This window comes from Mucilaginibacter robiniae, assembly GCF_012849215.1.
Taxonomy (GTDB): Bacteria; Bacteroidota; Bacteroidia; order Sphingobacteriales; family Sphingobacteriaceae; genus Mucilaginibacter; species Mucilaginibacter robiniae.
The window spans coordinates 2680867-2702404 of the sequence record NZ_CP051682.1 but is presented as its reverse complement, the minus strand read 5'-3'; the positions used below and the strand labels follow the sequence as shown (position 1 = coordinate 2702404).

General features: G+C 37.5%; 21 protein-coding genes. 8 read left to right on the top strand and 13 right to left on the bottom strand.

Annotation, left to right across the window (positions count from 1 at the left end; genetic code table 11):
- Positions 1-14: 14 nt before the first annotated feature.
- From HH214_RS12035 to HH214_RS11980, 12 genes are all read right to left on the bottom strand, one after another.
- On the bottom strand, positions 15-617 hold the full coding sequence (locus tag HH214_RS12035) for a hypothetical protein (RefSeq protein WP_169607984.1): 603 nt from the start codon (positions 615-617) through the stop codon (positions 15-17).
- 4 nt (positions 618-621) lie between these two features.
- Positions 622-1524, bottom strand: a complete 903-nt coding sequence (locus HH214_RS12030; RefSeq protein ID WP_169607983.1) for a hypothetical protein — start codon at positions 1522-1524, stop codon at positions 622-624.
- A 91-nt stretch (positions 1525-1615) separates the two neighbouring features.
- Complete coding sequence (gene tssD, locus HH214_RS12025; RefSeq protein WP_169607981.1) at positions 1616-2008, bottom strand: type VI secretion system tube protein TssD; 393 nt, start codon at positions 2006-2008, stop codon at positions 1616-1618.
- Positions 2009-2085: 77 nt separating this feature from the next.
- The gene (gene tssD / locus HH214_RS12020) at positions 2086-2487 is read right to left on the bottom strand and encodes a type VI secretion system tube protein TssD (RefSeq protein WP_169607979.1); all 402 of its coding nucleotides are present in this window, start codon (positions 2485-2487) and stop codon (positions 2086-2088) included.
- A gap of 112 nt (positions 2488-2599) precedes the next feature.
- The gene (locus HH214_RS12015) at positions 2600-3169 is read right to left on the bottom strand and encodes an NAD(P)H-dependent oxidoreductase (protein WP_169607977.1); all 570 of its coding nucleotides are present in this window, start codon (positions 3167-3169) and stop codon (positions 2600-2602) included.
- 114 nt (positions 3170-3283) lie between these two features.
- On the bottom strand, positions 3284-4672 hold the full coding sequence (locus tag HH214_RS12010; RefSeq protein ID WP_169607975.1) for a DUF5458 family protein: 1389 nt from the start codon (positions 4670-4672) through the stop codon (positions 3284-3286).
- Between the two features lie 37 nt (positions 4673-4709).
- A complete protein-coding gene (locus HH214_RS12005) occupies positions 4710-5150 on the bottom strand; it encodes a type VI secretion system contractile sheath small subunit (RefSeq protein ID WP_169607973.1) in 441 nt (146 codons plus the stop codon).
- Between the two features lie 99 nt (positions 5151-5249).
- Positions 5250-7727 carry an ATP-dependent Clp protease ATP-binding subunit gene (locus HH214_RS12000; RefSeq protein WP_169607971.1) on the bottom strand — a complete coding sequence of 826 codons (2478 nt, stop codon included), beginning with the start codon at positions 7725-7727 and terminating at the stop codon, positions 5250-5252.
- A gap of 18 nt (positions 7728-7745) precedes the next feature.
- A complete protein-coding gene (gene tssR, locus HH214_RS11995) occupies positions 7746-10127 on the bottom strand; it encodes a type VI secretion system protein TssR (RefSeq protein WP_169607969.1) in 2382 nt (793 codons plus the stop codon).
- A 15-nt stretch (positions 10128-10142) separates the two neighbouring features.
- Entirely contained in the window at positions 10143-11102 is a 960-nt protein-coding gene (locus tag HH214_RS11990) for a PKD domain-containing protein (RefSeq protein WP_169607967.1), read from the bottom strand.
- 40 nt (positions 11103-11142) lie between these two features.
- Complete coding sequence (gene tssO, locus HH214_RS11985) at positions 11143-11637, bottom strand: type VI secretion system TssO (RefSeq protein WP_169607965.1); 495 nt, start codon at positions 11635-11637, stop codon at positions 11143-11145.
- A 5-nt stretch (positions 11638-11642) separates the two neighbouring features.
- Positions 11643-12161: a hypothetical protein gene (locus tag HH214_RS11980; protein ID WP_169607964.1), complete on the bottom strand. Its 519-nt coding sequence runs from the start codon at positions 12159-12161 to the stop codon at positions 11643-11645.
- Between the two features lie 196 nt (positions 12162-12357).
- On the opposite strand from HH214_RS11980, the gene HH214_RS11975 reads away from it, so the two are divergent.
- On the top strand, positions 12358-12792 hold the full coding sequence (locus HH214_RS11975) for a GPW/gp25 family protein (protein ID WP_169607962.1): 435 nt from the start codon (positions 12358-12360) through the stop codon (positions 12790-12792).
- Positions 12793-12795: 3 nt separating this feature from the next.
- Positions 12796-14643 carry a type VI secretion system baseplate subunit TssF gene (locus HH214_RS11970; RefSeq protein WP_169607960.1) on the top strand — a complete coding sequence of 616 codons (1848 nt, stop codon included), beginning with the start codon at positions 12796-12798 and terminating at the stop codon, positions 14641-14643.
- On the opposite strand, the gene HH214_RS11965 is transcribed toward HH214_RS11970, so the two are convergent.
- Positions 14633-15577, bottom strand: a complete 945-nt coding sequence (locus HH214_RS11965; RefSeq protein ID WP_169607958.1) for a type VI secretion system baseplate subunit TssG — start codon at positions 15575-15577, stop codon at positions 14633-14635. The two genes, HH214_RS11970 and HH214_RS11965, sit on opposite strands and share 11 nt — an antisense overlap.
- A 118-nt stretch (positions 15578-15695) precedes the next feature.
- Here HH214_RS11965 and HH214_RS11960 point away from each other — a divergent pair, with 118 nt between their 5' ends.
- From HH214_RS11960 to HH214_RS11935, 6 genes are all read left to right on the top strand, one after another.
- Complete coding sequence (locus HH214_RS11960; protein ID WP_169607957.1) at positions 15696-16589, top strand: TssN family type VI secretion system protein; 894 nt, start codon at positions 15696-15698, stop codon at positions 16587-16589.
- A 48-nt stretch (positions 16590-16637) separates the two neighbouring features.
- On the top strand, positions 16638-17756 hold the full coding sequence (locus HH214_RS11955) for a hypothetical protein (protein ID WP_248282083.1): 1119 nt from the start codon (positions 16638-16640) through the stop codon (positions 17754-17756).
- A 697-nt stretch (positions 17757-18453) separates the two neighbouring features.
- Complete coding sequence (locus HH214_RS11950) at positions 18454-18765, top strand: STAS domain-containing protein (RefSeq protein ID WP_169607953.1); 312 nt, start codon at positions 18454-18456, stop codon at positions 18763-18765.
- A gap of 1 nt (position 18766) precedes the next feature.
- On the top strand, positions 18767-19132 hold the full coding sequence (locus HH214_RS11945; protein WP_169607951.1) for a response regulator: 366 nt from the start codon (positions 18767-18769) through the stop codon (positions 19130-19132).
- A gap of 1 nt (position 19133) precedes the next feature.
- On the top strand, positions 19134-21050 hold the full coding sequence (locus HH214_RS11940; RefSeq protein WP_169607949.1) for a chemotaxis protein CheA: 1917 nt from the start codon (positions 19134-19136) through the stop codon (positions 21048-21050).
- Complete coding sequence (locus HH214_RS11935) at positions 21044-21514, top strand: chemotaxis protein CheW (protein WP_169607948.1); 471 nt, start codon at positions 21044-21046, stop codon at positions 21512-21514. The genes HH214_RS11940 and HH214_RS11935 overlap by 7 nt, the downstream gene beginning before the upstream one ends.
- Positions 21515-21538 lie beyond the last annotated feature (24 nt).

Genomic DNA, 21538 nt, shown 5'->3' with positions numbered 1-21538 from the left:
TAAGGCTTAATGTGTTATTTCAAAGGCCAAGGACGGTAGTAGCTAATTATCTTATAGATACCTCCAACTTTTCCAAATACAAACCCGAATGAGGTTTCTTCTCCATTATCCTGCGTATATTGTTTTTGCAGCTCGTATAGTGTACTACCTTTATCGGTTACTTGTTGCAACATCTTATAATAATTTTCAGGAGTGGCTTTGTCTATTTCTGATAAATCATCCTCTTTACTTGCTGGTATAAGCTTTATTGCATCTTTAGTAAAAATATCATCGAAATACTGTAAGAACTCTGCTTGTTTAATCAAACCATCCTGCGGTTTTATATTTGAACTTTTCAATTCATCGTTCGTCCACTGGGGTGCCGTTTGCAATGGAAAATAAAAAAACGCAGTGACTGCGACTTTGTTCTTGACCTTCACAGCACTTTTAAACTTTACTAAAGTGTTTCTAAACTGTTTTTCATCATTTGATGACGTAGCATTAATATCTGCCTTTTGATCGATGATCGTACTTGTATCAGCCGCTACATGAGTATGCTGCTTGTTGGTGCAGCCTTGTGCCGTTTGCATTAAAAAGAGCACAACGATGTAATAACCCAACTTTTTAAAAGGCTTCATGGGTTTAATTTCTAGGTATATGAATTAAAGCTCGCTGTTCCATTCTTTTTAAAATAACAGCTGCTCCTAACTGGCTTGATACTGCATTAGCATCATAAATACCATCTTTAACATATTTACCTTTGGTGTAATGATTGGAATAGCTCCATAAATAAGGTGTGCGTATACCTTTTCTATTGTAACCAAAACCATTATAACCTTCTAATTTTAAAAGTATAAAAGGCAAACTCCAGTTGGTAACTTGATCATATTTCATCAGCTTTATGGCATCTACTGCACTTTCTTCAAAAGTAAATGGCGGTGCATGTCCAACTTTAGGTCGGTGAGCCGGCACATGTACTGTATAACCGGTTAGCGGATCACCATTGTGTAAATGCTTTTTAAAACTAAGAGAACATTCAAGATAATGCACACAGGCAATAAAATACCAAGGCACACCTGAACCGCTTATAAATGCAGTATCTGAAAATATATCTCTGTTTAAACCGAATGCACTGCTGTTATCAGCAAATTTCCCCTGTAGCAAATCCTGAGTTCTGCTAAAATAGGAACTTTGTACAGGTTTGGAATTGTTAAATAAATTGTAAGCTGCTACTGTACTTGCTGTAGTTGGTAGCGAATTAAAGCGATTGTAAAAAGGAATATAAGAAGATTGAAATAAAGGTTGGCTATTAAATATTGACCCGTTATTAACTCCTCCACCTCTTACCAAGTTACTGATCCCTTCATATCTTGCTCGGTTGACTACAATCTTTTCGTCAATTACTTTGTCTATTTCGGCAACCTTTCCTTTTGTTATTTCGCAAGTATTAAAAAGCATAATGTACTCCATAGATGTTGGTGCTATGGAACTTACTTTTTTATTTACTGTTGGTGAACCGGGCTTAATTATCTTTTTCTTCTTCATAAAAAACAAAAAGAACTGATCGGAAAATAAAAACGGAGAAGATTCTTTCCATCCTCTCCGTTTTACTAAATAACTTAATGTTATTTATTTTTTATTTAGGCCAATCATTTTCATGCTCGGCATTACCAATTTTTAAGGTACGTGCAGAAATCACAAAGCTTAGAGACATTGGTGCATTACCAACAATTGATAATCCTTCATTATACTGAATTATGTAGCCATCCTGAAAAGTTAACTCCTTCATTTTGGCATCCTCTTCAGATTTTTTAAAGGTGATAGTACCACTAAGCGGCTTATATTGATTGTTCACCATTGATTCAATTACAGAAGTATCTTCTGTAGATTCTACTTCAACTTGGATGGTACCACCATACACACCTGAAGATGGACGCCCTTTAGCATCAACATCTCTGCTTAACGCAAAACTGCATTGCAGTACGTCAAATTCTTTTGAACCTATATTGATTCTTGCTTTGAAAGCCATAATAGTAAATGTTAAATAGTTTATAAAAAAGCCAAATGCTTGCAAGCAGGGCTTATGCTCAATAAAAAATAACTAACTTAGGCCTTAACACCTGGCCAGTCGTTCACATGCTCTGCATTGCCTAACTTTAATTTGCGAGCAGATATGGTAAATTTATAACTCATTGGCGTATCACCAATGATACTTAAACCTTCAGAATACTTGACAATGTAAGCATCCTCAAAAGAGAGTTCTTTCATTTTCGAATCTTCTTCAGATTTTTTAATCAGCAAGGTACCAGTTAGTGGTTTATACTGATTATTTACCATTGATTCTATCACAGAAGTGTCTTCAGTTGACTCCACTTCAATGTCGATAGTGCCACCGTAAACTCCTGAGGACGGGCGTCCTTTTGAATCCACATCACGGTTTAAGGCATAAGAGCAATTAAGCACATCGTACTCTTTGCCCGAAAAATTTAATCTTGCTTTGAAAGCCATAACGATAAATTTTGAGGTTAATACTTTAAGCCAAACGCTGGCTTATTTTATATTAACTACAACCAAGCAGATATATTGTTTCAGATAAATAACATTGCGTTGTAATTGTTTTTTACGACAACTTTTTACCAAAATTGAATAGCTTGTTTAGCCACTTTTGAGCATACTCATTCTCTATAGAGTAGAGGTACCCAATAGTACTTGTATGTACAGGGTTTATGTTCCTTTTTGCCAGTACTGACCGTTTAATGGATAAATAAGTGGCCTTTTGCGTGGTCCGCCAATCTTTCCATGCCTCTTCATCCAATATAGATATAATACGTGCAGAGCGTCCGTAAAAATCGCTGTCAAAATTGTCCTTGCCGGAAACGAATACACGATGAGGCAAAAATACCCGATCAAAAAAACCTTTAATTTTAAAATTGATAGACTGCTTAAAAACCGGGCAAAAAACAACTATATGGCTGGCCCACTTCAGCTTTTTTACAGCGTCAGCCAAATCAGGTTCTATGTCGGCAATACGATCAGGAAGTTGCTGATTAGGGTTAAACTTTAAATTAGCAATTACAATCTCTTTAACTATAGCTTGCGCACTTTCAGCTCCCTTACGATAAATATCAATAAGCGTTTGGGTTATTTCACCCTTGTTATTGTCTGCATTTATAATTACTACCTGTTTCATTTTGCCATACAAAATTACAGATAATAACAATAAAGGCAACAACTTGCTAACCTACACCTAATTAGTAGAACACCCCATACTATTTAAGTATGAGGTGTTCTACTAAATGCAAAACTACTGCTGCTTGTAGTCTGTATTCCAAGTTGCACCACCATCATCTCCCTTGTGGCCATCCAGCTTTACCACAAAACTTTTGGCAGGAAAATAAGGTGTAATATTTATATCTAAATGAATTCTGTCTTTCTGCACTTCGTCACGCTCAAATTTTATAATTTTAAAACGTTCTATAAGGCGATCAGGCCCCTGAATACCATCTAAAAACTTGACAATTTGTGAACGTAGATCTTGCTCTGTTTTAGAGTTCCAATTTTCAAATGCGCGCCTATTCAGAAAATCGAATAAAACTTTGGTTATATAATCAAACACTCTAACTACAGAGTAGGTTTGCAAACCTATATTATCGCCATTGAACAAAGTTTTAGCCGAGAAAGCCATTACTTTGCCGTATTCGTTAACCATAGGTACTAAGCCTATTCTCTCCAAATGGGAAATTTCACTCTTTTTCAGATCAAAACGTACACCATCTACTTCATTTACCGCACCATGCTTTTTACCCGCAGTAACTTGCGACATTAAAGTATAATACATTTTACCTGCCAATGCGGCGGAACCCGGAACAAATAAATCGTCTTCTTCTCCTACTTCAGCTACTTTACCACGCCCAACCATCCAGTTACACGTCATGATAGTATTTGATTTGAAAGCCTCTCCGCCAGTCAAGTTAGCTGATGTAAACAAATCAATTACATCATCTGGTTGATCAAGGTCTGCAAAGTCGGTTACCAACATCACCTTATTCTCAAACGCCATTTTAGACCACCGTTCTACCACCTTGTTTGAACCTAGATAACCAGGCACAACCATTATAGAGTAATTTTGGCGCAGATCTAAACGGTCATAATTTTGCTTAAGCTCATCGCTTACATACTCTATAAATCTGGGGTTATCCAGCTCTTTCAATTGATCAAGCGAGGCGTTCATGATAACCACATTTTTAACTTTGTCCGCTTCCGTATTTTTGTAAAACAAATGTAGAGAGCGATAAGCTTGCTCTAATTCACGGGTACCTTCAAGTACAGTATTAATATTCTTATTTAAATTCTCTTCGGCAAGTTGAAGATTTTCAGTGCTTTTTTCAACCATTTCACCAACAGAGCTACCTGTTTCCAAAGCTTCAATCCATTGGTTTAATTTTTGTTTAAGCTCTTCACGCTCCTGCTTCTTTTCATCATCAGTTAAGAATATCTGCTTACGAGCCTTACGCACCGGGTTCAGGTTTTGTAAACCATCAATTGTGGTTTCTAATAAATCAAATCCGCCAACTCTCGACAGTTTATCTAAGCTTTGCGCCAAGGTAAGTTCTTGCTCGGCGGTCTTTTCAGCAGGTTTAAACCCTTGAGCCGATGAGGTTCCGTTTAAGGCTTGCTCGTTTGGTGTTGCCATGTTAATACGTGTTACTGTTTAGGGTAATATCGAAATGTTATTGATCAAGTTCCTTAACAAAGTTTTTAAGTGCGCTCACGAAGGCAGCTCTTGTTTCTTCATTATCAAGCGTTGTTTTTAATGTTTTATTGGTTTTCAGCTGCTTAATAATATTCAGATACATTTCGCGTTCGATATTGAGTTTACGCAAATAACTGCTTTGCTGCACCAAGTTTTTAACTCCGAAATCACCTAGGTTTTTAAATTTTAGGTTTTCAGTAATCACTGAACCATCCTGTTTGTCAAGTGTTACATTAACATTGGGATTATAATGTTCAAAAACTTCTTCAACTGTTTTTAAACCTTCTACCTTTTCAGGCCGAAGAGGTTCGTTGTCTGTAAGCTTTTGTATGAATAATGTTTTATTGGGAGATATCTCACCAAATGCTTCTGAGGTATCGACTTTTCTTTCGTTTCCTCCTATTTCATAATTAAACATAGGTATGGGATCAAGTGTGATATATGCTGATTATTTTATACTAAATGCTTTTGATGCAAAATTGTTTTCACAAGCAGCAATGTATCAAACGGTTAATAATTAATTAATTTTCCAAGCGAGTTCATCGCTTCCTTGCTGCTTATCAATACTTATGGTATGTCCTTTTGTTAGTTCGCCCGAAATAATATACTTTGATATTGGCCGCCTTAACTGGTTACGGATTACACCAGATAACTGCCTTGCACCATATTTAGGAGTAAAGCCTCCTAAAGCTAGCATGCTTTTGGCATCGTCGCTAATGGAAAAGCCAATACCCATTTTCTCTAAAGAATCTATTAAGCTTTTTAATTGAATATCAAATATCTTAACCACATTCTCTTCCGCAATAGGCTTGAAGGGAACTATTTCAGATATTCTGGCTAAAAACTCGGGTCTGAATTTGTGAGCCATTACTTCCATTAACTGGTTGGAGGTAGGCAAATGCCCTTGGTTTAATTGTTCGGCAATCCATTCGCTACCAATATTAGAAGTAAACAAGATTAATGAATTGGAAAAATCACCCTCTTTGCCGAGCCTGTCGTGCATGTGGCCTTCATCAAGTATTTGTAAAAAGATATCGAACACCGAGGGATGCGCTTTTTCAATCTCATCAAAAAGCAGTACTGAATAAGGCTGCTGACGTATTTTATTGACCAGCAGGCCACCTTCTTCGTAGCCTACATAACCCGGAGGCGCACCATACAGCAATGCGGCAGAATGCTCTTCCTTAAACTCTGACATATCAAATCTGATCATCGCCTTTTCATCATTAAACAAGAAATCGGCAATAGATTTAGCCAACTCAGTTTTACCTGTACCAGTTGGGCCGAGCAGGAAGAATGAGCCTATGGGCTGGCCTTTTTTGTTTAAACCACTACGCGATTCAAGTATCGCATCGGCAACTGCTTTTAAAGCTTGATCCTGACCAACCACACGTTTTTTGAGGAATGCTTCCATATTTAAGAGCCTTTCCTTTTCATGAGCTTGTATCTTGCCAAGTGGGATACCAGTTTTGTAAGATATAATAGCGGCAATATCCTGCTTATCTACTTCGCTTGTTTTATCCTGAGCTAATCGCTCCAGCAATGGCAAATTCCGGTCAAAATATTCAATGTATTCATCAGCAGTTTCAAAACTGCTCACCTGCGCTTCATCTTCTAATTTTCCGAGTAGTACTGCGCTGGTTTTATTTTGCATTAAACTGTAAAGCCATTTGTACTCGCTTGTTCCGGCTCCACCTTCAGTATCTTTAAGTGTGGCAAACTTTTCTTTCAACTCCGCCAATGTCATACCTGAGGTATCATTCATCAGCCGTATGGCAGCCATAGTACGATCCATCAGATCAAAGGCAGAATCGGGCAAACGACGATCTTTCATGTAACGCTTAGCTAGGCGTACGCAATCTTGCACCGCCTCATTGCTGATTTGCAACCCATGATGCTCTTCATAGTAAGGCACCAATTTATCAAGCATTTTAATGGCCGTATCAACATCAGGCTCATTTACCTGTAATACTTCAAAACGACGGCTAAAAGCCTGTTCTGGCTCTATAATTTTGCGGTACTCATCAATAGTAGTTGCACCAATCACAGTAATCTCTCCGCGAGCGAGCTCTGGTTTAAGTAAATTCCCTACGCCTCCACCAATAGGACCTTTACTATCTAATAGCGTATGTATTTCATCTATAAATAAAATGGCTTTATCAAACTGCTTGATTTCGCGCAAAATACTTTTAAGCCGATCTTCTATTTCTCCTTTGTAAGATGCTCCGGCAATAAGAGAACCGAGATCAAGCTCAAATAAATTTACATTGAGCAAGGATTGTGGCACCTGATTATTTACTATTTCTAAAGCAAATCCATCCACCAACGCAGTTTTACCTACTCCAGCATCGCCAGTTATGATTACGTTTGGCTTTGTGCGGCGACTTAAAATTTCCATAATCATCCGCGTTTCTTTATCGCGTCCTATAATAGGATCTATTTTACCTTGACGTGCTAAATCAGTACGCTCCACACAATATTTCAACAACGCAGTGGTACTTCTATTACCAGAGCTGACAGCACCTCCATTATCTGGTGCTGATGCTACAGCATGTTGAACACCTTCATCTTGTATATATACATCCAGCAACTCTTTTTCCTTTAAGGGGAACGATTTTAACTGTCCGGCATTAAAGCCCACGTTAGGTTTCGTAAGCGCAATCAGGATACATACAGGTGTTATAACATCAAGTCCGAACTTTACACGCACATTATCTGACTCATCAAATACAACTTTAACAGCATCGTTACCCAGCATTTCATCAGGTACAGTAATAGACTGTGGATATTCTTCCATGCGGATATCAGCCCAATCGCTAATGTAAGCAACATCTTTATCAATAGAGGTTAAAAAGCTTCTCAGCCCCACTTCTTGATGCATCAAACCTTTTAACAAATGGGCTGGACCAAACTCTTTATGATGACACTCTTTTGCCAGAGACTGGGCTACTCTTACTGCGGTTTTAACCGATTCGCTTAAACTAATTACGCTCATAATATTAAAGGTTGAACACTAATTGTTCCAGTTTGCCTGGGTCACATAATAATACATTTTACCATTAGATGTAAAGTGCTGCTGAAGTAAAGCTTGCTGTTTAATAGTATTACGACTTTTAATGAGATAATTAATGTAAGCTTCAAACTGCGCCTGTGGCATAGTGCCACTACGCTTTAAATGAACTACCTTATAATTGAACTGCTCTTTAACACTTGTGGGAACGATCATACCAGTAGCTTTTTGAATATAATCACTTAGCAGCATGTTCTTAATCTCTGACCTTGATACATTCTTTTGTCCCATGTACTCACGCAAAATCTTCAGGTAATTTTTAAACAGCTTTCTGCGGTAATTACTGGCATCCTGCTCCAGGTTTTCACCAATCATCATTGAAAGAATATCAGACATCTGCTTATACTCCGATTCATTTAAGATAACCAAGTACTGCAACTGCGTAGGGTTGTCAGCTACTAAATTGGTTGGTGCCTGTGCGGTCAAGTAATACTTGAAAGCATTATGCGGCAAGTTATTACCCAAGTCGGTAGATACTGGTGCCTGAAACTGAGACATGACTACTGGGGTCACATAACGATACTCCCGCCCGGTTAGCCTGAACGCACTATCTAATGAATGTACTTGCGTATAAATATCGGCTTGGGTTTCTTGCATCAAGCGTTTAAGTGCACCATCCATCGCTAAATTGGATTTAACTACTCCTTTGGGTGGAAAAATTACCGCACCCTGAACTAAACTGTTTTTAGGATAATCCAAGTAAAAAGAAATAGAGTCAGATAATGAAACGTTGAATTGCTGCGTATTACTTAAACCTTCACCAACTACCATGCGGTTTTTCTTGCGCTCGGCCAACTGCATAGCTGATTCGGATACCAGTTTACGTGCCTGTATTACAAAATCGTTATATATGGGATTATAATCGCTATAAACTTGTATAGCCAGCAAACGTGCATCGGCGTTAGCCACTTCTGTAGCCATATCGTACACTGTTGTAGTTTCCATACTGTTACCAGTGCTGCCAATAAGTACGACTAAATTAGTTTCGTGCTTGTGATTGCCAAACATATTTAATGAGGCATGCAGCCCTTCAAATACGGGTTGACTATTAGGTGCTGTAATACATGATGACGTAGTTATATTAGCTTGTTTATCCAAAAAAGCAACTACTTTCCTATAATCTGCATCAAAAGCCTGCCTTTCAATACCACTAGTTGAACAGTTGTTAGCGCCGCGGTAAACTACTGCTCCATAACTAATTTCATTGCCTTTGTTATAGATGTTAAATACATTTTCGAAAGACTGTATAGTACTAGTTATTCCCGGAAAGTAATTACGCATGGAACTTCCACCATCTACCACAAATACTACGTTAACCTTCCGGATGTTCTTGCGAATAGCAAGGTATTCTTTATAGCTTATATGCCCGCCTTTGATATTCAGGATACTGTTGTGCGATTTATCATAAACATCGGTAGCAATGCCTAGCTCCATGTTACTTGTTGTTGAACCTACTGTCGGATAAGAAATTACCGGGATGCTACGCATTAAAGGTTGATCTTGATCTATAAGCGGATCGAAAGTAAAAGAAGCTTTACCAGGACCAGTAAACTGCAGAGACTTATTGATGGTTGCGGCTACAGAGTCATCAGCATCAAAGCCTGTTTTTGCCGAACTAATATAAAGCCTATTGCCCCAGTTATGTACAGCATCAGCGGGTACCCAGCCATAAACACTTCGGGCTGCACTATCTGCAATCAGTTGAGGTTCAGAACCCACTAGCAAGGTTTTACCATCGGCCGACTTCTTGAATATATACAATAATTGATGTAAAGCCAACTTTGATTTTTTATGCTCCATTTCAGGAGAGTCAAAAACATAGAGAGAATCGGTACGATCATAGTAAGTGGCTGGCGAAGTTAAAGGCCCCTTTCCAGATACCAGCGTTATAGCTTTTTCGGGATAACTGCTGCTGGCACTTACATAAGCCGACTGCCAAAGCAATACTTTGTCTTTACTAATCCAGCCGTAGCTTTGCGCACCTTTTTTGTTGGTTAGCTTGCGCCCTTGTACAATGCCTGGCTGGTACTTAATCAACTTAACATAACCGTCACGAACTCTACTTACATAGAACGGCTCCATAAATTTCACTTTTTTCATTACCAATGATCCGCCTGGTGCGGTATAGGTATAATTTTCATCACGATCAGAGAAAACTATCCAAGGCAATGATGTGGTTTTACCATCATCGTACACATTGGTTTTGCTGTTTGGCTTTTCAAAAGCTTTAGGCAGGGTAGCTACCTTTTTTTTAATAGATACCGGTGATTGTGCATTAGCCGCTAAGGTAAAAAGCAGAATGGTAACAAATGATATATTTTTCATGATTGGATAGGCTAGTTATTTGGTGCGTTTGATACCGGTTGTTGTGGATGAATGCTGCTTAACGGTGAGCAAGTTTGAGCAAGTTGATTTAGCTTTTAATGCTACTTCAGCTTCATCAATAGTTACTCCACCCCCAAAGGTTAAGCGCATACAGTATGAATAAAAATCGGTTTGCTTACTGTCGCCGTTATTCTCTATGTTCACAGTTACCTTTTCATCACCACAGAAGTATTTATTTACCAAATAATAATAATGATTATTGAAATCGGATCCATTGGCTATGGCCTGCAAGTGTGCGCGTATATCATCTACAACTTTTTGTTCACTTTCACCAGGTGCTACAATGGTGTTAAAGGTAGAGTCGGGATTAGTAATTAATATTTTATGGTAAATAGGCCGACTGTTATTATCAACCCTTAACCTTACAAAATAAGTACCGGGGTTGTGATACACATACAAAGCAGTTGGCCCTTTAATATCCACACGACCGGTTTCACCAAAAGACCACTCGTAAATACGGGCGTTGCCTTGCGCTTCCAGTCTCACCTCTTCGTTAACAATACCGCGAGTTGGTCCATTGATGGTTAAAAGGGTATCTCTAACAGCCGTTGCCACAGTATCTTTTACATTAATAGGAAACTGCTGCTGAAGATTTCCATCAACCGTTACTCTAACAATATACGCACCTGGCTTTTTAAACCGGTAACTGCCGTTCTGTTGCTTAGAGCGGTCTCCATTACCGAACTCCCACAACCACGATTTTGCGCTAGCTGTGTTGTCCGAATAAACAAGATCTTCATTTAAAAAAATCTCATCTTTTAAAATACGAGCGTTAATGGTTCTTTTGTCAAATAATGAACTTTTAAGTAAAAAGATAAGGCCAGCCAAAAGCAGGATAGTGACTATTATGTAGAGAAACAAATAACTTTGCCTGTTAGTGTTAATTGGCCTGCCGCTGTTGTAATCGTCTTGCATGGTTTAAGGTGAGGTTATAGTACAGAATCAATTGTTTATTTTAACGTCCGGGAGTACTGAGGCTTTGCTGTAGCTGCCGGGTAGAAAGCTTACAATCATCTAAAAGTTTATTGAGCCGAACAATGTCGTTGTAAGAATTTCCCCTAAGTTCTCTTTTATCATAAAAAAGATCTTCTTGTATTTTAGATGCATAAATAAAGCTCTTGTACCTGCTATCATAAGGCCGTGCATTGTAGTAGGACCTTATAGCTGTAATAGAATTTTTAATATCATTTTCCAAAAACAAAGCCTGCACATTAGGATTAAATTTTACTATACGTGCATAAGTAGTATCAATAGTGGGTAAGGCTTCTTCAACAGCTGTTTCAAACCGATTTTCTTCTTGTAACCGTTTAGAAAACTCGCTCTTCGAAATAGAGCTACCATTGCTATAATTGTAAAATATAGCCACACATAGTACAGTAGCAGTAAACAAAAACATGCCTAGAAAGAGTAGAAACTTTTCTCGCCTTTCTTTAACACTAAACTTCATCATAATGGTTATCGTCCGAAACGCCCTTTAATTCTGTTAACTGCTGACTTGTTTGTTCGGTTGCAAGATTCGAGTTGCGAACGCAAACTTTCTATTTGAAACCGGGTGGTAAACAAAGAATCTTTAATATTAGCTTCTGTTGATATATTATCACTCAGCTTTTTATACAGTTCGAAGCTTTTTAAAGCAACAGGATTTTGCTGTAGCTTACCTTGTATTTTCAAGTTACATTCCTGAATGTCGTTCAATAACAAAGTTTGGTTATTCATCTCCTCGGCATTCATCTTCGTGTATTGCGACAGCTGTTGCATACGTTGTAATATAATGTCAAAGTTGTTGTTGATATCGCTACGTATCGCAATCAGGTTGTCGGATTGTTTTACCCGTTCGTTAAGCATGACCACTTCACGGTCTGAAGTAAGGAAAAAGCAGTATAACGTTAATATACTAAAAGCAATTAAAGTTGTGAAGTACAATATAAACCTTATATAGGCATTGCGCAGATCGCTACTATTTTCTGGCTTCATTCAATTTATCAACAAAGTTTAAAGATTCTTTAAGACTTCTTCACCACTATCAAGCATTATTAATGGAACTTTAATGCTTAACTCCCTGATCTGCTAAGTATTTTTCAACCTGCGAGATTGTGATTACAACTATTTAAGAAATGATTTGTTTATTCATAAATGAAATTTAACCCACAGTTACACGCCTTTTATAGCCATGCCTTCACCATTATATAATAAGCCGTTTAGATTAAGCAAAATATTTAGCGGACAAGATCTTGATAAACAAGATATTGGATCCTCTATTTCTCAGTATATAGAACTTATAATTTTTACCCGCTACGGTGAGCACCGTTTTAAACCCGATTTTGGATGCGAAATCTGGGATCTAGATTTTGAGTTGATTATTAGTGAAAGTATATGGGAAGAAAAACTCAGACAGTCACTTTTACGATCAATAACCCAATACGAAAAACGTATTTATGATATAAATATTAATGTGCACATTAAAGAAGTAAACAAATTTTACCCATTAAGAAATGTAAGCGAAATTAAAAAGAAGGTAGAAATTGTGGTAAGCGGGAAAATGCAGCAAACCGGCGAAAATTATGTATTCACTACTTCTTTGTTTTTAAGTCCGTTATCTGCCTAAGCTATGAGCAATATACTTTTTAATACTAAAGAAGACATCAGGACACGGATGCTGCGTAATGCTATGGATTACTGGGGAACCACCAATATAAATGACATGGACCCCATGGTAAGGCTTTTAGTAGAGGCTTTAAGCATTGAACTTTTTAATGTATCTAACGATGTAAAAAACTTAGAAAATAGGGTACTGAGTAAAATATCACGCATCTTAGCCTCCGATTATCTTACCTCAGCCTTGCCTGCCCACGCGGTGCTTAAAGGCCAGCCTGTAGAAACCCGGGAGTTTATTAATATAGATAACTACTTCTTTTATAAACGACAGTCTTCAAACGACATTGCACGTACGGGAGAACCTACAGTTTTCTTTTCTCCTGTGGGAGAGGTAGCATTGTTTAATGCTAACATACGGTATACTTACAGTGGTGTAAACTTATATGAATATGATGAGCTTATGCGACGTAATACCGTGTTAACAACATTGTCTAAATTAACTACGGAACACAATACATTATGGTTAGGTATTGATTGTGCGCCAGCATTAAACAATCTGCAAAATTTGTCTTTGTTTTTTGAGTGGTCTGACTATGCAGCTAATGATGATTTTTACAAACTACTTTCTGTTGTAAAATGCTATGTGAACGACGAGGAGATTGAAACGGCTCCAGGGCTAACCTATAAAGAAGATCAAGATGCCGGAAGCCGACCAGTATTTTACGAACAAGATATAATTAATCTTATTACCCGCGACATTAAAGAGTATTACACTAATCGATTTATTTCTTTAATTGACAATAAGTTAACAGACATAAGTAGTTACCGTCAAACTTTTCCGGATGCCTTTACAACCATGTTTAATCCATCCGAATTAAGCAGACTTCAATCTTGCGTTTGGATAAAGCTTACTTTTCCGGCGGCTATATCGCCGGGGATAATTGAAGATTTGCAAGTATCTGTAAATTGCTTTCCGGTATTGAACAGAAAAAAACACGAGCAGAAATACCGTTTAAGGGAAGTAAATAACATCATACCTATCAAAGTAACAGATAAGGATCACTTCTTATCTGTAAAAGAAGTACACGATGACAGAAACGTATTTTACAGCGAAATACCTTACACTCAGGCAACTCACAACTTTGAAGGGAGCTACTCTATACGCAATGGAGGTGCAGAACGGTTTGATTCGCGCAATGCACGACAGATGATTGAATATCTTCTTGAATTACTGCGCGATGAAAAAGCCGCTTTTGCGAGCTACGGCACCGATTTTTTAAATAGTGTGTTAAAAACACTGGAGCAGAACTTAGCTATAATTGAAAAAAAGTCTCGCCTTGCAGAAGAAGGGCATGAGCCATTTAATTACCTTATAGTGAAGCCCGGAGATAAAGCAACTATGCTTTACCTGCAATACTGGACCACCCTGGCCAATGCAGCTAACAACATACGCAGAGGTGCGCGCTTACAGCAATTTGAAACAATTAAAATTAAACCAGATAGTTTACAATTAATGACTTCGACCCTGGGAGGACGTGATAGCCTTGGAGCAACCGAACGTGTACAAGCCTATAAGTATGGCCTAACCACCAAAGACCGTATTGTGACCCAAGCCGATTTAATTAGCTATTGTTTTTATGAGCTCGGCAATAAAATAACCGATGTTAAAATTAGTAAAGGCCTGACAGTATCAAGCAATCCTAAAGAAGGATTTAAAAAAACAGTCGATGTGTATTTGAAACCCGCTGATGAAGTTAAGCTATCAACAGAAGAATGGGATACTTTGTTAACCCTGCTGGAATCTAAGTTAACCAGTAGAAGCGTAATCAACTCAAATTACCGATTGTTTATTAATAATTAATAGTACCCAGATAAGTGGTAAAACCTAAACATGAATTTTCCTGTTCCAAGCCCAAAACTGTTTTTTGGCATTCAGCCCCTACTACAAATTTGGTATTCACTATGGTTTGTAGCGGTATAAAATATGATAATAGTACATCTAGTGCTTGAGCAGCACGCGTGCCGGGTAAGTAGTTAAGCATTTGGTTTGCGGTAACTGGCCCAATGGTAATAGTTAATTCTTCTTCAGGCTCATAGACCTGGCCTGCAATAAAGTTGACACCTAATATTCCTATTCCAAGTTTTGTTGCAAGGTGTTCGCTTTCTACAGTTGATGAACTTGTTCTTTTTAGTTCATACTGCAACTCAAAATGACTTTTAAACATAATGCTTAATACATTACCGATAAAAGCTAGATTATTACGTTGTTCATGTATAACTGGAAGCACATGCATCAAGATAACCATTTGCTCGTTGGTAAAACACTTAAACTCTCGCCATTCCTTCAAAAAAATGTTTACTAACTCGTCGTAATCACTTTTTTTATCAAGGCGGTTTTCATAAAGCTCAACAACAGTACGAATGTGATATAATTCTGTTTCCAGCGGTGCAAAAAGTAACCGGGCCTGCTTTTCTTCTTCTCTACGAGCGGCTATATCCTTAATCATCTCCTCTTCAGTAATCATTACACTTGAAGCCGGTGATTGATGGAATAACCCTTCGGGCAGCATGTCATACAAACCTTCCCTGTTGATATTTATAACCAGCATTGGCCGATTACGGTAAATGGAAGTATAATTGGTTACATTCTCAATCTCTTTAGCATAGGCCCTTTTTTGAGGGCCAACTGGTAATATAACAATATTGTCGGCAGCTACACTACCCTGTTCAATAAGCTCCGCAGCTAAAGTTACTGCTTTAAAGTCTGTATCAAGTTGGTTGAAATTGACATTCATGTAACTTGTTTTTTGTGCTGGTTTATGAAACAATAACCATAATTAATGGTAATTGATTAAACAAAGTTCACATTTAATTAAGTGGGCTTTTTTTTATCTATACAGACCTATAACTTTTATGGACGTTAAATCCTTTTTTATCCGCTACCTGCTCTTTCCGGTAATGTTTTTAATTGCAACGGCAATAATGACCATTATCAATAAAAAGAACAAAGTATTAAATAATAAAAGGCTTATAGTTATTATGTTGCTCACAGCTATAACCCTTGGCTTACCTGGGTTTTTAGGCTTTCTTGACCTACATTTTATGCCTTGGGGCTATATTATTTGCCAGCTATATTATGTAAGTTTAGGCATTGTCTTCATATGGCTAGCCGGCATCTATTATGAAAGCGAATTGTTGGAGCGCAAGGGTTTCTTCTTCTTATGCAGTTTGATAACCTGCTTGCTTGGCTTGTTCTTATTTAGGCTGGCGTTTGATTGGCTGAATGATCTTAAGTATGGAATTTGGGCGGCTTCTTCAATTTTTGCTTTTTTACTGCCTACTTTGTTTTGGTGGGCTTACATCGCATTTTTAAACATCCCGCTAGAAATTTATAAAATATGGCAATATCCGGTAGTTCCTGCTGATATAAGTATGGAACATCTTGATTTTAACCGCCTGTTGGTTTTAGAAGTAAATTTATATAAAAATATTAAGGATGTTGAACCATTAAAAGTTAAAGCCAAAGCACCGCGCAATATGAACTATGGTTTGTGGTTTCAAAAGTTTATTGATGATTATAATCTCAAATTTCCAGAAGTGCCTATACAATATCAGCAAAGCAACGGTGAATACTACAAATGGATATTTTACATTAAACCATCGTTTTTTAAACAAAGGCAGTTTATTGATCCCGATTTAGATATTGAGCAAAATCACATTACAGAGTCATTTACCATTTTTGCCAAACGAGTTTCGGAGGTTGCCAGTGTAATCGAGCGCCAAGGGGATGAAGCCGTTTATTTATAAGTACTAAAAGCTTTTAACGTTATGTATTTACCTTTAAAGTATAAATCCGTGAATTGGGTTGACGGCATGAAGATATCAAGCGGTCATTTCGTACAAACAGATAACTTTATTCAGGATATTGTAAGAGACAGTAATTCCCTTGCATTAAACAATAACAATTTTGGATTATTGGCTCCTTTCAACGGCGAAACTTCATCACTAGATATACAAATTAGTGAGCGGGCATCTAACCATATACAGGTAAAAATAAGACAGTGTAATGCAGTTACTTCAGAAGGCTACCGTATCCACATAACGCCCCAGGTACTTGGCGAAGAACTTACCTTTACCCACTATTTTACCCAAGATACCATAAACGATTCGGTAGAAACTTATTATATTGTACTAACTGTTAACCCGCACGAGAGAGTACCTGGCGGCAAACCTGACCCAGAAGAAACACCATTAAGGTATCCAGAAGTGAATAGCTTTTATAGCATCAACATATTATTGGCATCGCAAATAAGTGCTAAGAACAACCATTATTTAGAAATAGGCAAGTTTACACGAAACAGTTCGGGCGTACAACTTATCAGTAATTATATCCCTCCATGCAGTACTTTGCTGAGCCACGTGGATCTGATTAGATATTATGAAACTTTTAGCAATCAGCTAAACGATTTTCAACTGTTGTCTTTCCGCATCATTGATAAAATTACGTCTAAAGATACAATATCGCCTATTGGTAAAAACGTAAAAATGTTATGCGATAAAATGCTGGATTATATTGCTCGAATATATTTTTCTTATCGTAATGTGGCTTACCAACAACCACCTATTATATTGGTGGGTTATTTCTCGGAAATGGCACATATTTTCTTTAGTTCTATTAAAAGTATAGCTGGCAATGAACGCGAAGAATTACTTAAATATTTCTACGAATGGAAAGATGTTACGCCAGGAAATTTTGAGGAGTTACTGGCCCGGCTAATTGAGGTGGTTTATAATCATCATGATATCCGCTCATCAATGAATGTAGTTGATGAATTCTTAAGGGTTATTATTGCACTTTGGAACAAATTAAGCACCTTAGAATATATTGGACAACGAAAAGAAAATATCGTGGTTGCCGAACAGCAGCTGGTACAGACTGTTCAGGCTAAACGTAATTGGACTTTATTAGATTAAAATATAAGGCGTTTTCTATAAAAAAATGCTTTTTCTTATAGGTATTTGATAGAAAGAAACAAAGGCTTAAAGAAATTTTGTTTATTCAAAAATTTAATTTTTATCAAGAGTTAAGTAGCTTGTATATAGTGTATGAGAGCGGCTTTATGATGAAGTTCATACTTTGTTTAATCTTTTAATTTCAGTATTAAAAGATAAATTACATCTTCTCTGTCTTGTCCAAAAATTCATTTTTCAAACTTTCAACCGCACTTTGCTCACTAGCTTTACTTAACATGATTTACATCCTTAACTTTAGAATACCAGTTGTTTAAAAAGTCTTGAATGACCAAACATCTTCTTTATTTCCCAAAGTACGGTTTGCATAGACTTCTAGTAAGGAGATAAAGTATAATGATAGTTCCTGTAAGCTATTTCATATATAGTTAGCTCCTTGCTTGATCACCCTCAATCTAATTCATATACACAAAGTTTTTAATTGAATAAAACTCAACTGACCAATAAGTTCATCTTTTAAAATTTCCACTCTTGTATAAAGTAGCCTAGACAAAGCAACTAGCTTATTACCTGTATTTTTCTTTAATGACTTTAATTAAGAACTTGAATTCTTAAAGCATGTAAATTAAAGCTTAATATATGATGGTTATCAATGTAACATCTTTGCTATCTATTCGTAAGCAGGTTAATAATTTCTATCATGAGTTTTAACGTCCGTGTCGTTACCACAGATAATGTACAGGCTTCTGTGCATCTTACAGGAAAGCTGTTGGTTAACCATGCGGCATCATTGCAGGGGCAACTTGCATCTGTCTTAAACCGCTTTGCCGGCGGCACTATACATTTAACCGACGTCTCCCGCATTGATATTGCCAGCCTGCAGGTACTTGTAGCATTTAAAAAAAGTGCTGAATCATCATCTAAACCTTTTCGCTTTTCGTTCGATTTCTCACCTTACCTGCAAAACATAATTGCGCTGTCAGGATTTGACCAGCTTTTTAAAGTTAAGTGATATGAGAGGAAGGATTTTGTTGGTTGATGATTCTGATATGGTAATCAGGCTTGTTGCGCACACATTGAAAAAAGCGGGTTATGAAGTTACTCCTACAAATAATGGTGATGAAGCCTTAGCGCAACTTAACGGACAAGATTTTGACTTACTTGTTACTGACCTCAACATGCCTGTTAAAGACGGCATAACCTTAATCAGAGAGATGCGTCACCTTGATGATTATCGTTTTCTACCTGCTATGCTGTTTGTGAACAACCCGGATGAAAACATAGCGGAATACATTCATAATCAAGGAGCAACCTTACTTTTTAGTAAAAATCATCTTAAAGATAAGCTGGTAATCACTGTAGATAAACTGATAAGCTAAGATGGATTCTTACAAAGATAATTTTACAGATGAAAGCCTTGAGCTGATTACAGAGCTAGAAAAATGCTTGCTGCTGCTGGAAGGTTCTCCTACAGATAAGACACTGATTGAACAGGTGTTTCGTGCTATGCATACTATAAAAGGTAATAGCTCTATGTTTGGCTATCAGGTTATAGCTGATTTTACGCATCATCTGGAAACGATTTATGAATACATTCGCAGCGGTAAACAGCAGGTCACTAAAGAAGTATTAGACATAACACTTACGGCAACCGACCATTTATCATGGATGGTTCAGCATGCAGAAGATGAAGGATTGTCAACAAACGAAAAGCATCAAGCCTTATTACAGACTATTGCAGCAGTTGCCAGCAAGGCAGAAGGTGTAGAGCCAAGTGTAGAAACCAACACCTTTATAATTAATTTTCAGCCACATCAGGATTACTTTTATAATGGTGCCAATCCATTAGTGATATTACATGAGTTAGCTACCTTGGGCGAATGCCAAGTGCAAAATAATTTAACACAGCTTCCAGCACTAGAAAATTTAGACCCAACACGCTGTTATACTTCATGGCAAATAACGCTAACAACTAAAGCAAGTATAGAGGAAATCAAACAACCTTTTGTTTTTGTAGAAGGACGTTGTGCGCTAAAAATTGAGCTACAAGCAAAACCGATTCAAACTGATATAGTAAGTTCTCAACCGACTATTACATCTTTGTCATCGGCAGAACTTTTGAGTAAAAAGGTAATCTCCAGCATTAGGGTACCCTCAGAAAAGGTAGATACACTCATGAGCCTGGTAAGCGAGCTAATTACGCTGCAAGCCAAGTTAGGTGTACTGGCCGAGCAGAATCCTTATGCTGAGTTAATAGGTGTATCGGAAAACTTAGAAAAAATACTTACACGTTTAAGAGACAACGCATTTAGCATCAGCTTGGTGCCGTTAAAAACTATTATAACGCCTTTTAACAGATTAGTAAGAGATTTAGCCGCACAACTTAATAAAGAGATAAAATTTATTACTGAAGGTACTGAAACCGAATTAGACAAAAACATCATGGAGGGGCTGTCTGACCCGCTGATGCATGTGCTTAGAAACAGCATTGACCATGGTATTGAAGATGCAGTTACCCGCCAGAAACTTGGAAAGAATCCTTGTGGTACCATTTTACTGAAAGCCTATTGTGCCAGTAACCATGTATTTATTGAAGTTCAGGATGACGGGAAAGGCCTGGACACGGAAAAGATTAGAAACAAGGCCATACAACGTGGTTTAATCAGTAGCGATGATTATTTAACACAAAATGAAGTATTAAACCTGATTTTTTTACCCGGATTTTCTACTGCTGAACAAATCAGCCAGATTTCTGGTCGGGGTGTTGGTATGGATGTGGTTAAACGTAGCATTGAAGATGTACGTGGCCGAATAAAAGTTACTTCGGTTATCAACCAAGGTACAACCATTACTATCAAGCTTCCTATTACTATATCTATTATTGATGGCCTGCTGATTAAAGTTAACCAAACGTCTTATGTAATTCCCCTATCATCTGTTGATAGATGCTATGAAGCTCCAGCTGTCCGCCAGCTTAACCGTTTTAATAATATAATGATTTTAGACGGACAGCAGATTCCATTTATCAGCTTAAGTGAAGAGTTTGAAAACTATAGCAATTATTCAGACACTTCAGAAATCGTACTGGTATATGTAGAAGAGAAACGGGTTGCCTTTATTGTAGATCAGGTGCTCGGTAAATTTCAGGCTGTTTTAAAACCATTGGGCAAACACTTTCAGGGCATGGAAAATATTTCGGGCGCTACCATTCTCGGCGATGGCAGCATTGCACTTGTTTTAGACCCTAATAAAGTAGCTGAACAGTACTTACAAAATAAAAAAGCTGCATTATGTTAACTGTAGAAATACCTTCTTACTTAACTTTCAAACTGCATAATGAGCAATTTGCCATTAATGTAAGTCAGGTACTGGAAATATTGGAAATGAAGGCAATCACCAAAATCCCAAAGGCTCCAGATTTTATGCTAGGCGTTATTAACCTGCGCGGCAACATTCTGCCGGTTATTGATACCCGTAATAAATTTGGAATGCCATCAGCAACATTTACTATTGATACCTGCATTATTGTGCTTAGTATTCAAACCGGAAAAGACACGGTACTGGCAGGTGCTGTTGTTGATGCCGTACAGAAAGTGATTGACATACCCACCGAACAAATTCATCCATCATCCAGCCTGAAAACGATGTACCGCGAAGATTTTATCAGCGGCATCAGCAAGATAGATGACGATTTTGTCATGATTTTGAATATAGATAAAGTATTCTCGGCTAATGAGGCTGAAGCACTGATAGTGAACTAACCTCATATCCAATATATAATAATC

What these genes read in the sequence shown, in the direction of transcription:
- HH214_RS11980 (WP_169607964.1), bottom strand. Translation starts at nt 12,161, where the DNA reads ATGAAGCCAGAAAATAGTAGCGATCTGCGCAATGCCTATATAAGGTTT.
- HH214_RS12005 (WP_169607973.1), bottom strand. Translation starts at nt 5,150, where the DNA reads ATGTTTAATTATGAAATAGGAGGAAACGAAAGAAAAGTCGATACCTCA.
- HH214_RS11990 (WP_169607967.1), bottom strand. Translation starts at nt 11,102, where the DNA reads ATGCAAGACGATTACAACAGCGGCAGGCCAATTAACACTAACAGGCAA.
- HH214_RS11970 (WP_169607960.1), top strand. Translation starts at nt 12,796, where the DNA reads ATGAGCAATATACTTTTTAATACTAAAGAAGACATCAGGACACGGATG.
- HH214_RS11935 (WP_169607948.1), top strand. Translation starts at nt 21,044, where the DNA reads ATGTTAACTGTAGAAATACCTTCTTACTTAACTTTCAAACTGCATAAT.
- tssR (WP_169607969.1), bottom strand. Translation starts at nt 10,127, where the DNA reads ATGAAAAATATATCATTTGTTACCATTCTGCTTTTTACCTTAGCGGCT.
- HH214_RS11965 (WP_169607958.1), bottom strand. Translation starts at nt 15,577, where the DNA reads ATGAATGTCAATTTCAACCAACTTGATACAGACTTTAAAGCAGTAACT.
- HH214_RS12015 (WP_169607977.1), bottom strand. Translation starts at nt 3,169, where the DNA reads ATGAAACAGGTAGTAATTATAAATGCAGACAATAACAAGGGTGAAATA.
- tssD (WP_169607981.1), bottom strand. Translation starts at nt 2,008, where the DNA reads ATGGCTTTCAAAGCAAGAATCAATATAGGTTCAAAAGAATTTGACGTA.
- HH214_RS11960 (WP_169607957.1), top strand. Translation starts at nt 15,696, where the DNA reads ATGGACGTTAAATCCTTTTTTATCCGCTACCTGCTCTTTCCGGTAATG.
- HH214_RS11945 (WP_169607951.1), top strand. Translation starts at nt 18,767, where the DNA reads ATGAGAGGAAGGATTTTGTTGGTTGATGATTCTGATATGGTAATCAGG.
- HH214_RS11950 (WP_169607953.1), top strand. Translation starts at nt 18,454, where the DNA reads ATGAGTTTTAACGTCCGTGTCGTTACCACAGATAATGTACAGGCTTCT.
- HH214_RS12010 (WP_169607975.1), bottom strand. Translation starts at nt 4,672, where the DNA reads ATGGCAACACCAAACGAGCAAGCCTTAAACGGAACCTCATCGGCTCAA.
- HH214_RS11940 (WP_169607949.1), top strand. Translation starts at nt 19,134, where the DNA reads ATGGATTCTTACAAAGATAATTTTACAGATGAAAGCCTTGAGCTGATT.
- HH214_RS12035 (WP_169607984.1), bottom strand. Translation starts at nt 617, where the DNA reads ATGAAGCCTTTTAAAAAGTTGGGTTATTACATCGTTGTGCTCTTTTTA.
- HH214_RS12000 (WP_169607971.1), bottom strand. Translation starts at nt 7,727, where the DNA reads ATGAGCGTAATTAGTTTAAGCGAATCGGTTAAAACCGCAGTAAGAGTA.
- tssD (WP_169607979.1), bottom strand. Translation starts at nt 2,487, where the DNA reads ATGGCTTTCAAAGCAAGATTAAATTTTTCGGGCAAAGAGTACGATGTG.
- HH214_RS11975 (WP_169607962.1), top strand. Translation starts at nt 12,358, where the DNA reads ATGCCTTCACCATTATATAATAAGCCGTTTAGATTAAGCAAAATATTT.
- HH214_RS12030 (WP_169607983.1), bottom strand. Translation starts at nt 1,524, where the DNA reads ATGAAGAAGAAAAAGATAATTAAGCCCGGTTCACCAACAGTAAATAAA.
- tssO (WP_169607965.1), bottom strand. Translation starts at nt 11,637, where the DNA reads ATGATGAAGTTTAGTGTTAAAGAAAGGCGAGAAAAGTTTCTACTCTTT.